Annotated in this window: 16 protein-coding genes and 1 pseudogene; 5 read left to right on the plus strand and 12 right to left on the minus strand. The window is 70.6% G+C overall.

Translation table 11 applies throughout. The annotated features are described in order from the left end of the window. Positions 1-102: 102 nt before the first annotated feature. Genes OG452_RS13195 through tsaB form a run of 4 tightly spaced genes read right to left on the minus strand, consistent with a single transcriptional unit; the run spans position 103 to position 2876 of the window. Complete coding sequence (locus OG452_RS13195; protein ID WP_327295829.1) at positions 103-390, minus strand: hypothetical protein; 288 nt, start codon at positions 388-390, stop codon at positions 103-105. Further along, positions 387-1574, minus strand: coding sequence for a tRNA (adenosine(37)-N6)-threonylcarbamoyltransferase complex transferase subunit TsaD (gene tsaD, locus OG452_RS13200; RefSeq protein WP_327295830.1), 1188 nt, complete (start codon positions 1572-1574; stop codon positions 387-389). The genes OG452_RS13195 and tsaD overlap by 4 nt, the downstream gene beginning before the upstream one ends. Beyond that, the gene (rimI, locus tag OG452_RS13205; RefSeq protein WP_327299613.1) at positions 1567-2046 is read right to left on the minus strand and encodes a ribosomal protein S18-alanine N-acetyltransferase; all 480 of its coding nucleotides are present in this window, start codon (positions 2044-2046) and stop codon (positions 1567-1569) included. Before rimI ends, tsaD begins: the two co-directional genes overlap by 8 nt. Positions 2047-2063: 17 nt before the next feature. After that, a complete protein-coding gene (gene tsaB, locus OG452_RS13210; protein WP_327295831.1) occupies positions 2064-2876 on the minus strand; it encodes a tRNA (adenosine(37)-N6)-threonylcarbamoyltransferase complex dimerization subunit type 1 TsaB in 813 nt (270 codons plus the stop codon). Between the two features lie 103 nt (positions 2877-2979). Between tsaB and OG452_RS13215 the strand changes: the two genes are divergently transcribed. From OG452_RS13215 to OG452_RS13235, 5 genes and pseudogenes are all read left to right on the plus strand, one after another. Further along, complete coding sequence (locus tag OG452_RS13215; protein WP_327295832.1) at positions 2980-3546, plus strand: hypothetical protein; 567 nt, start codon at positions 2980-2982, stop codon at positions 3544-3546. A gap of 193 nt (positions 3547-3739) precedes the next feature. Then, complete coding sequence (locus tag OG452_RS13220) at positions 3740-4465, plus strand: dienelactone hydrolase family protein (protein ID WP_327295833.1); 726 nt, start codon at positions 3740-3742, stop codon at positions 4463-4465. A 39-nt stretch (positions 4466-4504) separates the two neighbouring features. Beyond that, positions 4505-4831, plus strand: a pseudogene (locus tag OG452_RS13225) (helix-turn-helix domain-containing protein); the annotation flags it as partial. 149 nt (positions 4832-4980) lie between these two features. After that, on the plus strand, positions 4981-5331 hold the full coding sequence (locus tag OG452_RS13230) for a hypothetical protein (protein WP_327295834.1): 351 nt from the start codon (positions 4981-4983) through the stop codon (positions 5329-5331). Further along, a complete protein-coding gene (locus OG452_RS13235; RefSeq protein ID WP_327295835.1) occupies positions 5328-5480 on the plus strand; it encodes a hypothetical protein in 153 nt (50 codons plus the stop codon). The genes OG452_RS13230 and OG452_RS13235 overlap by 4 nt, the downstream gene beginning before the upstream one ends. Before the next feature lie 388 nt (positions 5481-5868). On the opposite strand, the gene OG452_RS13240 is transcribed toward OG452_RS13235, so the two are convergent. From OG452_RS13240 to glmS, 8 genes are all read right to left on the minus strand, one after another. Continuing rightward, on the minus strand, positions 5869-6030 hold the full coding sequence (locus tag OG452_RS13240) for a hypothetical protein (protein WP_327295836.1): 162 nt from the start codon (positions 6028-6030) through the stop codon (positions 5869-5871). A 378-nt stretch (positions 6031-6408) separates the two neighbouring features. Next, positions 6409-6957, minus strand: coding sequence for a tRNA (adenosine(37)-N6)-threonylcarbamoyltransferase complex ATPase subunit type 1 TsaE (gene tsaE / locus OG452_RS13245; RefSeq protein ID WP_327295837.1), 549 nt, complete (start codon positions 6955-6957; stop codon positions 6409-6411). Beyond that, complete coding sequence (locus OG452_RS13250; RefSeq protein WP_327295838.1) at positions 6929-8275, minus strand: alpha/beta fold hydrolase; 1347 nt, start codon at positions 8273-8275, stop codon at positions 6929-6931. The genes tsaE and OG452_RS13250 overlap by 29 nt, the downstream gene beginning before the upstream one ends. 100 nt (positions 8276-8375) lie before the next feature. Beyond that, entirely contained in the window at positions 8376-9542 is a 1167-nt protein-coding gene (alr, locus tag OG452_RS13255) for an alanine racemase (protein ID WP_327295839.1), read from the minus strand. 393 nt (positions 9543-9935) lie between these two features. Next, positions 9936-11354, minus strand: coding sequence for an NAD(P)H-hydrate dehydratase (locus OG452_RS13260; RefSeq protein WP_327295840.1), 1419 nt, complete (start codon positions 11352-11354; stop codon positions 9936-9938). A 190-nt stretch (positions 11355-11544) separates the two neighbouring features. After that, the gene (locus OG452_RS13265) at positions 11545-11913 is read right to left on the minus strand and encodes a holo-ACP synthase (protein ID WP_327295841.1); all 369 of its coding nucleotides are present in this window, start codon (positions 11911-11913) and stop codon (positions 11545-11547) included. Further along, positions 11910-12077, minus strand: a complete 168-nt coding sequence (locus OG452_RS13270) for a hypothetical protein (protein WP_327295842.1) — start codon at positions 12075-12077, stop codon at positions 11910-11912. Before OG452_RS13270 ends, OG452_RS13265 begins: the two co-directional genes overlap by 4 nt. Before the next feature lie 17 nt (positions 12078-12094). After that, positions 12095-13942 (minus strand): glutamine--fructose-6-phosphate transaminase (isomerizing), encoded by a 1848-nt coding sequence (gene glmS / locus OG452_RS13275; protein WP_327295843.1) that lies wholly within the window; start codon positions 13940-13942, stop codon positions 12095-12097. Positions 13943-14020 lie beyond the last annotated feature (78 nt).

Below are 14020 nucleotides of genomic sequence, written 5' to 3' on the forward strand. Positions count from 1 at the left end.
GAGCAGGTAGCGGCGAAGCATTCGGCCCGGATGACCAGCGAGCAACGCGTGCGTGGGCAGTCCAGGGAACACAGCCACAGCCGGCCCATTCCACCCAGACCGCTACTCCGCCCAGACCGATTCAAAGCGCCACCGGTGCACCGCACGAGTGACCAAGTCAGCGTCGGGTTCGGGAAGTTCGGGCAGGTCCGCATCGTAAGGAGCGTCCCACCAGGTGAGGACCAGCACTCGGTCCTGCGGAGCACGCAGAAACTCGCGGCGCAGAGGGCAGCTCGTTCCCTCCACGCCCTCCCTGGGAACCTCTGCCTGTGCCTGCTGCCGCGCCCACTCCAGCAACTCGCCGCCCCGGCCGTCCGCCGCGCGTGCCTCCCACATCAGCGCGACGGTCATGAGTAGAGGTTGCCCTTGCTGATCTCGTGGACATGGTCGTGATCATGTACGGGCCCACCACCAAGCCCCCGTCCACCCGCCCGGCCATGCCCCGGACCGTCCACATCGGCATGGTCAGCCCCCTCACCATGATTCCGTGCGACACCGGGCACATGCGGGTCCGTCACGGGCAACGACGAGTCCGCGGATAGTTCCCAGTCCGATGCCGTCCTGTTCCGCGCCACCATTTCCGCACCGAGTGCCGCGACCATCGCGCCGTTGTCCGTGCACAGTCCGGGACGAGGTACTCGCAGTCGGATACCGGCCCGCTCGCACCGTTCCTGGGCGAGTGCGCGCAGCCTGGAGTTGGCGGCGACACCACCGCCGATCATCAGGTGGTCGACGCCCTCGTCCTTGCACGCACGGACGGCCTTCCGCGTGAGTACATCGACGACCGCCTCCTGGAACGACGCCGCCACATCGCGCACCGGAAGTTCCTCGCCCGCCGCCCGCTTCGCCTCGACCCAGCGTGCCACCGATGTCTTGAGCCCGGAAAACGAGAAGTCGTACGCCGCGTCGCGCGACCCCGTCAGCCCGCGCGGGAACGCAATCGCCGTCGGGTCTCCCTCCCGTGCCAGTCGGTCGATGACCGGCCCACCCGGGAAGCCGAGGTTCAACACGCGTGCGATCTTGTCGAAGGCCTCGCCGGCCGCGTCGTCGATCGTCGCGCCCAGCGGCCGGACGTCCGCAGTGATGTCAGGCGCCAGCAACAGCGACGAGTGTCCGCCCGATACGAGCAACGCCATCGTCGGTTCGGGCAACGGCCCGTGCTCCAGCTGGTCCACACAGATGTGCGAGGCCAGATGGTTGACGCCGTACAGCGGTTTTCCCAGCGCGTATGCGTACGCCTTGGCCGCCGATACGCCGACGAGCAAGGCCCCAGCGAGACCGGGCCCCGCCGTCACGGAGATCCCGTCGAGATCCCTCGCGGCGACCCCGGCGTCCTTCAGCGCCCGTTCAATGGTCGGAACCATCGCTTCCAGATGCGCGCGCGAAGCGATCTCAGGCACGACTCCGCCGAAGCGGGCATGCGTGTCGACGCTCGACGCGACCGCGTCGGCGAGCAGTGTCGTCCCGCGGACGATACCGACCCCTGTCTCGTCGCAGGAGGTCTCGATGCCGAGTACGAGAGGTTCGTCAGCCATGGATCTCTGTTCCTTGTGCGAGGCCCATTTCCGGGCGCAGTTCGAGGCGCATGACGAGCGCGTCCACATTGCCCGGCTGGTAGTAGCCCCGGCGGAAGCCGATGGGCTCGAAGCCGAAGCGTTCGTAGAGTTTCTGGGCACGGATGTTGTCGACCCGTACTTCGAGCAGGACCTCAGCGCATTCGAAGGCGGTGGCGTGTTTGAGGAGATCCGTCAGGAGCTCGGCGCCGAGGCCTGTGCCCCACTGATCCCGGGCCGAGGCGATCGTCTGTACGTCGCCCATGCCGCCGACAGCCGCGAGGCCCGCGTAGCCGACGATCCGCTCGGCGGTCTCCGCGACCACGTAGCGCCGGGTCGCGGCCGGTCCGCGCGCGTGGGCGAGCTCGGACCAGAACATGCCCTCGGACCAGGCATCGTCGGGAAACAGCTCGTGTTCGAGCTCCAGCACGGGCGTGATGTCCCACCAGCGCATCTCGCGCAGTACGGCCGTCACTGTGGGGTGACCACCTTGTAGTTCTTCGGCACCTGGGCGTCGGGGCGCCGCAGATAGAGCGGCGTGACCGGAAGAAACCCTTCAGCGATCACCATGTCACCCGTCTCGATCCCGGCTCCGCCGCCGGCACTGCCATCGACATGCATTCCTTCGCCCCGGATTCCGCCGCCACTGCTCCCCTCAGCACAGGCCCCGTCAGCACCATTTCCGTCAGCGCCAGCCCCATTTCCGTCAGCACCGCTTCCCCGCGCCAGCTTCTCGGCCGCCAGTGCCGCGAGGGCCCCCGCCGGTACGTGTTCGGGAGCGCGCGCGTCGAGGAAGGTATCGGGATACAGCAACGCGCCGGCCCCCACCGCAGGCAACCCCGCGACCTGTTCGGCAATGTCCGCGGGCCGGTCCACGGCGGGCTCACCCAGCCGGGTCCGGAATCCGTCGTACCGCGCCCAGTAGACCTCCTTGCGCCGGGCGTCCGTCGCGACGACGAAGGGGCCGCTGAGCCCGGACGCGTATGCGAGGCCGTCCAGCGTGCACAGCCCGTACACGGGCACGCCCAGAGCGGACCCGAACGTGGCGGCCGTCACCAGCCCGACGCGCAGCCCGGTGTAGGGTCCCGGCCCCACGCCGACGACGATGCCCGTGACGGCGTCCAGTTTCAGTCCGGCTTCGGCGAGAACATGATCGACGGTGGGCAGCAGCAGCTCCCCATGACGGCGGGCGTCGGTCCGACTGGACTCGGCGACCACGGATGTTCCGTCGTGGAGGGCGGCAGTGACGGCGGGCGTGGCGGTATCAACAGCGAGCAGGAGCACACAAACAGCCTACGGCTCCCGCGACGGGGGCACGCCGCCCCGTCCAGTCAGCCCGCTGCTGCTACCGTCACCGAGAATACGTACGAGAAATGGGGAGCCTCAGGTGTCAAGGAGCAGCTCGGGAATCGTGGCCGGGCTCACCGGGGCAGCGCTTGCCGTGGTCGGCTTCCTCGCCTACCAGGCTTCGGCCAATGCCCCCGCCGGCCTCGCGGCCCCCAAGCCCTCGTCCTCAGCGTCCTCCTCTGCCAACCCGTCGGGCACCCCGACGAAGCCGGGAAAGCAGAACAGCCACGCGGTGCCGCCGCACTCGGGTGCGGGCTCCCGCGTCGTGTACTCGCTCAGGGCGAAGCGGGTGTGGCTGGTGAGCGACACCGGGGTCGGCGTGCGGACCTTCGAGGTCATGCCGAGCGTGGTGAACCCGCGGCCGGGGACGTACCAGGTGACTTCGCGCACAGGCAGCACCATGGGTTCCGACGGGGTGCCGATCGAGCATGTAGTGCGGTTCGCGAGCGTCGACGGGGTGACGGTCGGGTTCAGCGCCGCTACGGACAACTCGATGTCCAGCCCCGACCCGCAGCAGAAGACCGGTGGAATCCGGATGAAGCGCGCGGACGGCGACGCGATGTGGCCACTCGCGACGTACGGCACCAAGATCGTCGTCGTGCCTTAGGGTCGGCTCTGTAAATCCTTCGGGGTTGACTCCGGAACCTGTGGCGTGCGTGGTGCGGAGGCAGGTGCTGCCGTGGGAACCGGGGTTGTGACGGATCTTGTGAGCACCGCCGCATTTCGGAGGGCACCCGCGCTGTTCTGCCAGCGGCGAACCCCGGCCCGACCGGACTCGGCGATCACTACGGTCCAGTCCCATGACGACGATTACCACGCGCACGGTCCAGTACCCGGCCGACGGTCTGACGATGATCGGACACCTCGCGCTCCCGGCCGGTGCCGACCGCCGGCCCGCGGTGCTGCTCGGACCGGAGGGCACCGGGCTCAGCGACGTCGAGCGCCGCCGGGCCGATGCTCTCGCCGAGCTGGGATACGTGGCGCTGGCCTTCGACCTCCACGGCGGGCGCTATTTGGGCAACCCTGAGGAGATGCTGGCCCGTTGCATGCCGCTGCTCGCCGACCCCGACCGGCTGCGGGGCATCGGCCACGCGGCGCTCGACGTGTTGCGCGCCCAACCGCGGACCGACCCCGACCGGATCGCCGCCGTCGGCTACGGAACCGGGGGCGCAGTCGCGCTCGAACTCGGGCGCGACGGCGTCAACCTGCGCGCGATCGGGACAGTCAACGCGACTGTCACGGGCCGACCGGGCGAGGCGGCGCGCATTCGCTGCCCGGTGTGGGCCGGGGTCGGGTCGGAAGACCCGATCATGCCGCCCGCGCAGCGGGACGCGTTCACCGCCGAGATGCAGGCCGCAGGCGTCGACTGGCGCCTCGTGGTCTATGGCGGCGCCTTGCACGCCTTCCACCACCCGCCGGTCGACCATTCCGTGCGCCCCGGCGTCGGCTACCACCCACGGCACGCACAGCGAGCCTGGCGCGATGTTGTCGGCCTGCTCGCCGAGTGCCTGCCAGTGACGGAGTGATCTGGTGAGTCCAAGCTCGGGCGCCCGCTGACCGCCGCGATGCCTGGGCTCCGCTCCCACGGCGGGCGCGGAAGGCTGCGGCCTGCCAGTGATCCACTTCGGCCGATCGGCTCGCCCGCCATACCCCTCCGCACTGCCTGTCGGAATAGCCCGGAGTGCCGCCGAACGCGCGCGGCTGAAGGCGATGGCCTACGGCCACGAGACCGAGCACCGGCTGCGGTGCGTGCACAAGTGGTGCTGCACGCCGCACGCGGACGCCGCAACGCGCGCATCGCCCAGGAGACGGGGCGGCACCTGGGCACCGTGCGCTGCTGGCGTGGCCGGTTCGCCGGACAGGGCTTGCCCGGGCTCAAAGACCGTCAACGCTGCGGCCGCCCGCCGGTATTCACGCCGCTGCGGTTGCCGAGGTCAAGGCGCTGGCCTGCCGGCTGCCCGCCGAGAGCGGAGTGCCGCTGTCGCGCCGCTCATGCCCGGAACTGGCCTATGAGGCCACCCGGCGGGGCATCGCCGTGTTCATGTCGGCGTCGTCCCTGCGCCGCTGGCCGGCCGACGATGCGCTCAAGCCCTGGCAGCACCGCTCCTGGATCTTCATCGCCGACCCCGACTTCCGCGCCAAAGCCCAGCGTGTGCTGGACCTGTACGCCCGCACCTGGCCCGACGCCGACGAGTACGTATCAGCGCCGAGAAGACCTCCACCCAGGGCCCGCTGCCACCCCGCCCTCGCCCCGGGCCAGGCCCGCGCGATGCGGGTGCACCACACCTACGGACGCGGCGGCGCCCTGGCCTACCTGGCCGCTTACGACGTCCACGCCTCGAAGACGTTCTCGGCCGCTGTGAGAAGACCACCGGCATCGACCCGTTCATGAACCTGGTCACCCAGGACATGACCCGCGAGCCCTACGCCAGCGCGAAACGCGTGTTCTGGATCGTGGACAACGGCTCCTCCCACCGCGGCAAGAAGGCTGCCGACCGGTTGCCGACCGCTTGCCGACCGCCTTCCCGGACGCGGTGCTGATTCGCACCCCAGTGCATGCTTCCTGGCTGAACCAAGTGGAGATCTACCTCTCCGTTGGGCAGCTCAAGGTCGTGCAGCGCAAGGTCGTCCACCCCAACGACTTCACCGACCTCGCTCAGGTCAGGGGCCGGCTCCGAGCCTTCGAAGAGCGCTACAACGCACAGCACAGCCGTTCCAGTGGAGGTTCCCTACCTCCGACCTGGACGATCTACTGGCCAGGCTCGACCGGCACACCGCCGATCACCAGGAAGAATCCTCTGTCGGACGGGCGACGTGATCAGCCCCCGAAGGATTTACGGAGCCGACCGCTTAGTCACCCGCGGCTGCTGCCTGGCTCGCGCGGCCTCCCTGCGCAACCCTTCGACGACCGAGCTTTAACCCGTACGGATTACGCGGCGTCGCGCTCTTCAGGTTCCCCGGTGACGACAGCGGGCTCGGGCGCAGGGGCACGCGGTGGTGTGGACACGGCGTTCGCCGCCTCGCAAGAGGCGAGTAGATCGCGCATCGACATGGGGGACGGCGACTGCGCTTCGGTCTCCGATGCGGACATGGCTGCCTCCTCGTCAGGCATGGTTAGGTAGACCTAACCAGGTCTTGGTATCCATGTGACCACGCCTGGTGGGATCTGTGCAACACCTTGCCGACGGCTTGTCGGAAAGTACGGGGTGAATTTCCGGATGCGTATGCGAACTGCTCAGGCGGTCCCGAGCACGGGGGTTCCTTCTCCTCAGGGGCTTCTCAGGCCATCCGAAGCCCTCAGCCCTTCCGGGAAATTCCAGGAAAATCCCCCGGGCCGCCCGAAACCCCACCGAACCCTCGTCTGGGACCCCCGGGCAGCCCAGCCCCATCGCCGCCCCTCAGGGCCCCAGATCCCCCTCCGCTCGGGAGCCCGCTCAGCCCGGGAGCCGGTCACCCCCCCCGGGGCCCCTCAGCTCTCCCCCAGCGCCCGAAGCCCGTCGAGGTCCGCGTCCTGTTCCGCTGCCGCCCAGCGTGCCCCGAACCCGCTGACCGTCACCACGCGGCGCTCGTCGTCCGTGTCGCCCACACCCCGCTCGATGACCACCCGGAGCCGGTCGTCCGACAGATCCTCGACCTTCCCGTCGCCCCACTCGACCACGATCACCGAGTCGGGCAGCGAGACGTCCAGATCGAGATCCTCCATCTCGTCGAGCCCGCCACCCAGCCGGTACGCGTCCACATGCACCAGCGCGGGACCGCCGCCCAGCGGCGGATGGACACGGGCGATGACGAAGGTCGGGGACGTAACAGACCCGCGCACGCCGAGGCCCTCGCCCAGGCCACGGGTGAGCGTGGTCTTGCCCGCGCCGAGTTCACCGGAGAGCATCACCAGATCGCCGGGACGCAGCAGTACGGCGAGGCGACGTCCCAACTCCTGCATGCGGTCGGGGGAGTCGATGGTCAGACGGGTGGCGAATGCGGCGGCCGTGTCAGCTGCCGGGCTGTGCGGTGCTTCCATACAGGCCAACGTTAGCGTCTGCCGGTACCGCACCCGCCCTCGCCAGCAGTTCGGTCAGCCGTCCGGTCACGGTCTCCGGATGTTCGAGCATGACCAGGTGCCCGGCGTCGGGAACGATGACCAGTCCGGCCGCGGGCAGCAGATCGGCGATGATCTGGCTGTGCGCACTCGGTGTCACCAGGTCGTTCTCACCGGCCAGGACGAGTGCGGGCACCTCGGCGAAGACCGCAGCCAGCGCGTCCGCCTTGTCGTGGTCGGTGAAGGCCGGATAGAACTCCGCGACCACGTCGATCGCTGTCCCCTCGATCAGCCGCTCCGCGAACCGCGCCACGCCGGGGTCGATGTCCTTCGAACCGAACGAGTACCGCTTGATCAGCCCGGCGAACAGGTCCGCCGTGGCCCGCCGCCCCCGCTCCACCAGCTCCGTCTGGGATCCGAGGGCCTTCAGTACGCCGGGAAGCACGCGCCGCACCGCGTTCACGCCCGCCACCGGAAGCCCGAAACTGACCTCGCCGAGCTTCCCGCAGGAGGTGCCGACGAAAGCGGCGCCGACGACCCGGTCTCTGACCAGTTCCGGGAACTGTTCGCCGAACGCCATCATCGTCATGCCGCCCATCGAATGCCCCACCAGCACCAGAGGCCCCTCCGGCGCTGCCGCGTCGATGACTGCCTTCAGATCGCGGCCGAGCTGATCGATCGTGAGCGGTACGCCGTCGGCCTGCGCCCTGCCGCGCTCCGAGCGGCCGTGGCTGCGCTGGTCCCAGTGGACGGTCCGGACGACACCGCGCAGTGCGGCCCGCTGGAAGTGCCAGGAATCCTGGCTGAGGCAGTAACCGTGCGAGAAGACGACCGTGACGGGGTCAGCGGCCCCGCGCCCGGTCAGCCGCCGCTTACCCGCGCCGGCTGCCCCGCCGGTCCCAGCCGCCGTCTCCGGTGCCCCTGACGTACCTGGTTCACCGGCCGTACCTGCGGCCCCGGCTCCCCCCGGCGCACCTCCGGCATCCGACGCCCGCACGCCGCTGAGCTGCCCCGGCGGGTAGGCGTCCACCTCGTCGACCTCGTAGTAGATCCCGGTCCCGTCATCGGCGGCCGCCCGGCCCGGCCTGCCGCGCAGTGAGCCGTACGGACCCGAGGCGTCGAGGGCGAGCCGCGCCTTCTTGCGCATGCCGCGGCCGACCGTCAGCCGCTCGACAGCCACGCCTGCCGCCGCACCGGCCGCAAGCACACCGATCGCGGCGCCGGCGAAGCCACCGGCCCTGCGCCAGCTGACGCCCGCCGCAGCGGCCTGGGCCACATTCGCGCTGGTGCTCTCGCTCACCGTGCCGCTCTCCTACTGATCGTCTACTGATCGTCCGGCTGCCGCCTGTCCGGATACTGAACGCCGGTTCACTTGACGTCCGGGTTACGGATTGCCCGGGTTACGGATTGCCCGGGTCACTGCAGGTCGGTTGCTGCTCGTCCGGTCCCTCATTCACGTACACACGGTCCACTCGTGACCCGATGCGGGTGACGATCTCGTACGCGATCGTGTCCGCGGCCCGGGCCCAGTCCTCGGCGGTCGGCTCGCCCCGGTCGCCCGGCCCGAACAGCACCGCCTCCGCACCCGGAGGGGGTTCGTCCCCCTCCAGGTCCACGACGAACTGGTCCATGGCGATCCGGCCCGCGACCCGCCGCAGTCTCCCGCCGACCAGCACCGGCCCCTTACCCGAAGCGTGGCGCGGGACACCGTCCGCGTACCCGAGGGGGACCAGGCCGAGTGTGGTCTCGGACGAGGTGACGTAGTGGTGGCCGTAACTGACACCGTGCCCCGCCGGTACGTGTTTGACCAGGCCCAGGCGGGCGCTGAGCGTCATGACGGGGCGCAGGCCGAAGTCGGCGGCCGTGCCGAGCTGCGGCACGGGTGAGATGCCGTAGAGCGCGACGCCCGGACGGATCAGGTCGTACTGCGTCCCGGGCAGCGTCAGCACGGCAGGCGAGTTGGCGATGTGCCGGACCTCGGGGCTGAGCCCCGCCTTCTCGGCGTACGCGATGGCCTCGTCGAAGCGGGCCTGCTGCGCCGCGATGGACGGATGGCCGGGCTCGTCGGCGCACGCGAAGTGCGACCAGATCCCGGTGACATCGGCCAGCCCTTCGGCCTCAGCTGCTACTGCGGCTCCGACGAGTTCGGGCCAGTCGGCGGGCTGGCAGCCGCCGCGCCCGAGACCGGTGTCGGCCTTGAGCTGGATACGGGCCGTACGGCCGCTTGCCCGCGCCGCGTCCAGTACCTCGTCGAGCGCCCACATACCGCCCACAGACACGTCGATATCGGCCTCGATCGCCTCCCGCCACGGCCCGCCGGGCGTCCACAGCCAGCAGAGCAGCCGGGCCTCGATACCCGCGGCGCGCAGTGCGAGAGCCTCTTGCGGGGTCGCAGTACCGAGCCAGTCGGCTCCGGCCTCAAGTGCGGCCCTGGCGCAGGGCAGCATGCCGTGGCCGTACGCGTCCGCCTTGACCACAGCCATGAGCTGGGCACGGGGCGCACGGGCGCGCAGCGCGCGCACATTGGCACGCAGCGCGCCGAGATCGATCTCCGCGCGCGCTCGCATGAGTGCCCCGGGTGTTCCGGCGCCCCGGTCACCGCACGCCCCAGCTGCCTCGGTGCCCCGCTCACTACGAGTCCCGGTCATCTACGTGCCTCAGTCATCTGTCTGTCCCCGTCATCGCGACCCAGTCTCTCAGAGCGGATTCCCACTCCCCTTCCCACTCGGATTCCCTATCGGGGTCCCTCCCAGAGCGCGGGCGCACGCCCTGCGGCCTCATGCCGCCGGGCCCCGGGCGGGACTGGAAGAGACGGGGCTGGACTGAACGGGACTGGACCGAACGGGACTGGACTGAACGGGACTGGACTGAACGGGACTGGACTGAACCTGGATAGGACCCGACCGGGACAGGACGGGGCGCCCCAGGGCCAGGCAGCCCGGCTCCCCTCCCCCGCAGACTCACTCGCAGACGTCCCGCCAGGCCGCCGCGATGCCGTCCGCCACGTCCTGGGCGACCACAGCGGCCCCGCCGGAAGCCCGACGGGCGGCCAGGCCGTGCAGATAGGCCGCGACGGAGCCCGCGTCCCTGGGGTCGAGTCCGGCCGCCAGCAGTGAGCCCGCCAGGCCCGACAGGACATCGCCGCTGCCCGCCGTGGCCAGCCAGGGGGTGCCGGTCGGGTTCACCCGGACCGGTGTGTCGCCCGAAGGGGCCGCGACGAGGGTGGTCGAACCCTTGAGCAGGACGGTCGCACCGTAACGCGACGCCAGCGCCCGTACCGACGCGAGCCGCGCCCCCTCGACCTCCTCGCGTGATACGTCGAGCAGCGCAGCCGCCTCGCCCGCGTGCGGGGTGAGCAGGGTCGGCGCCGACCGGGCCTGTACGGCCGACGCGTCCAGCAGCCGCAAACCGTCCGCGTCAACCAGGACCGGCACGTCGGAGGCCAGTACGTCGTCGACCGCCGACCTGTCGTCCCCGAGGCCCGGGCCCACGACCCACGCCTGGACGCGTCCCGCCTTCGCCGGCGGCCCGGCGTGCACCAGGGTCTCCGGGAACCGCGCGATCACCGCGTCGGCGGCAGGCCCGACGTATCGCACCGCCCCGGCCCCGCCCCGCAGGGCGCCCGACACGGCCAGCACGGCCGCCCCCGGATAACGTGCCGAGCCGGCGACGATGCCGACGACGCCCCGCCGGTACTTGTCGCTCTCCGCCGAGGGCATCGGCAGCAGTTCCGCCACGTCCGCGTACTGGAGCGACTCCAAGTCCGGTACGACGGGCAGGTCGAGCCCGATGTCCACGAGCCGCAGGGCCCCCGCGTACTCGGCGGCCGGATCGATGAGCAGCGCAGGCTTGTACGCGCCGAACGTCACGGTCGCGTCTGCCCGTACGGCCTCGCCGACGACCTCTCCCGTGTCGGCGGACACCCCGCTCGGCAGGTCCACGGCGACCACCGGCACCGCGTCGGACACCGCCCAGAGGGCGGCCACCGCATCGGGCCGCAGCCCGCCCCGGCCGCCGATGCCGGTGATCCCGTCGACCACGAGGTCGGCCCGGCCGACCGCCGACACGTCGTCGACCCGCCCGCCGGCCGCGAGCAGCGCCCGCAGGCCGCCCTGATGGGCGCGGTCGGGGGCCAGCAGCACCGCCGCCACCCCCGCGCCGCGCCGGGCCAGGCGGGCGCCCGCGTACAGGGCGTCTCCCCCGTTGTCCCCGCTCCCGACGAGCAGCACGACCCGGGCGCCGTACACCTTCCCCAGCAGATCCGCGCAGGCCGCGGCGAGCCCGGCGGCGGCCCGCTGCATAAGGGCGCCCTCCGGCAGCCTGGCCATCAGTTCGCGCTCGGCGGTCCGTACGGTCTCCACGCTGTAAGCAGTACGCATGCCTCAACCCTCCACTGTCGCCCCGCCGCTCTCAACCGCCCGCGACCCACGCCACGCCGACCTCACCCGGCCGCCCGCTGCGCCCCAGCAGGTTCTCTCGCGGCAGCTTCTCCCTTGAGCCGTTCCGTCCTGAGCCGCTCTCCCGTGAGCCGCTCTGCCCTGAGCCGCTCTGCCCTGGCCGCTTCTGCCCTCACCCCTCAGCGATCACGACGGCCGAGGCCACCCCCGCGTCATGGCTGAGTGAGACATGCCACGACTGCACGCCCAGTTCGGCGGCGCGCGCCGCTACCGTGCCGGTCACCCGCAGCCGGGGCCTGCCACCGTCCTCCACGAACACCTCGGCGTCCGTCCAGCGCAGCCCAGCGGGCGCGCCGAGCGCCTTGGCCAGCGCCTCCTTGGCCGCGAACCGGGCGGCCAGCGACGCGATGCCCCGCCGCTCACCGCCCGGAAGCCGCAACTCGTCCGGGAGGAAGAGCCGTTCGGCCATCTCGGGGGTCCGGTCCAGCGCCGCGGCGAACCGTTCGATCTCCGCGACGTCGATCCCCACTCCGACAATCACCCGGCCAGCTCCCGCTCTGTGAGACTGCGGCCGTGCGGCCGGCCCTGACCGTCCCCGACTCCCACAATCACTTCACCGCGCACCATCGCTTCACCGCGCACCATCACTTCACCGCGCACCATCACTTCACCGCCCACTATCACCCGCTCAATCGCTCCCACCATCAATCCGCCACCTACCATCACTCCACAGTCACCGACTTCGCGAGGTTGCGCGGCTGGTCGACCTCGTTGCCCCGCGCGGTCGCCAGTTCGCAGGCGAAGACCTGGAGCGGGACGGCCGCGACCAGGGGCTGCAGCAGGGTGGGCGTCGCCGGGATGCGGATCAGGTGGTCGGCGTACGGCACGACTGCCTCGTCCCCCTCCTCCGCGATGACGATGGTCCGCGCTCCGCGTGCCCGGATCTCCTGGATGTTCGACACCATCTTCCCGTGCAGCACCGACCGCCCGCGGGGTGAGGGCACGACGACGACCACCGGCAGATCCTCCTCGATCAGCGCGATGGGACCGTGCTTGAGCTCGCCGGCCGCGAATCCCTCCGCGTGCATATAGGCGAGTTCCTTCAACTTGAGCGCACCTTCCAGCGCGACCGGATACCCGACATGCCTGCCGAGGAACAGCACGGTGTCCTTGCCGGCCAGCGACCGCGCCAACTCCCGTACCGGCTCCATGGTTTCCAGCACTCGCTCGACCTGGCAGGAGATCTCGGACAGCTCCCGGATGACAACCCGGATCTCGTCCGCCCACTTCGTCCCGCGCACCTGCCCCAGATAGAGCGCGACGAGATAGCAGGCCACCAGCTGCGTCAGAAAGGCCTTGGTCGACGCGACGGCCACCTCGGGTCCGGCGTGCGTATAGAGCACTGCGTCCGACTCCCGTGGAATGGTCGAACCGTTGGTGTTGCAGATGGCCAGCACCTTCGCGCCCTGCTCGCGGGCGTGACGCAGCGCCATCAGGGTGTCCATGGTCTCGCCGGACTGTGAGATGGCGATCACCAGTGTCTGCTGGTCGAGGATCGGATCCCGGTAGCGGAACTCACTGGCGAGCTCGGTCTCGCAGGGAATCCGGGTCCAGTGCTCGATGGCGTACTTGGCGATCATCCCCGCGTGGAAAGCGGTCCCGCAGGCGACGATGACGACCTTGTTGACCTCGCGCAGCACGGCGGCGGGAATCCGTACCTCGTCGAGCGTCAGCAGTCCGCCGGTATCGATACGCCCCAGCAGAGTGTCGGCGACAGCCTTCGGCTGCTCGGCGATCTCCTTGAGCATGAAGTAGTCATAACCCCCCTTTTCCGCCGCCGAAGCGTCCCAGTCGACGTGGTACGAACGGACGTCGGCCGGTGTCCCGTCAAAGCCGGTGACGAGCACGCCGTCCCGGCGGAGCTCCACCACCTGGTCCTGCCCCAGCTCGATCGCGGACCGCGTATGGGCGATGAACGCGGCCACGTCCGACGCGAGGAAGGCCTCTCCCTCTCCAACGCCCACCACCAGCGGTGAGTTCCGCCGCGCGCCGACCACCACATCCGGTTCGTCGGCGTGCACCGCGACCAGCGTGAACGCCCCGTCCAGCCTGCGGCACACCTGCCGCATCGCCTCGGCCAGGTCGCCGCACGAGGAGTACGCCTCGGCCAGCAGATGCGCCGTGACCTCCGTGTCGGTCTCGGACGCCAAGTCGTGCCCGCGTCCGGCCAGTTCGTCACGCAGGGCGGCGAAGTTCTCGATGATCCCGTTGTGGACGACGGCCACTCGGCCCGCATTGTCCAGATGCGGGTGGGCATTCTCGTCGTTGGGCGCCCCGTGTGTGGCCCAACGGGTGTGCCCGACCCCCGTCGCTCCGGCCGGCAAAGGCCTGTCGACCAGTTCCTTTTCCAGATTGGCGAGCTTCCCGGCCTTCTTCGCGGCCGCCAGCCCGCCGTCGGCGAGCACCGCCACGCCGGCCGAGTCGTAGCCCCGGTACTCCAGCCTCTTGAGACCCGCGATGACAACATCCAGCGCCGACTGCCCGCCGACGTACCCCACGATTCCGCACATCCCGGCAGCCTACGGCGGAGCCGCCCGGAGAGCCTGCTGCGGTCGGCCGTCCGGGACACCGCGGCCCCGGATGACCGC

Origin of the sequence: Streptomyces sp. NBC_01197 (assembly GCF_036010505.1) — a bacterium.
In the GTDB taxonomy this organism is placed as follows: Bacteria; Actinomycetota; Actinomycetes; order Streptomycetales; family Streptomycetaceae; genus Streptomyces.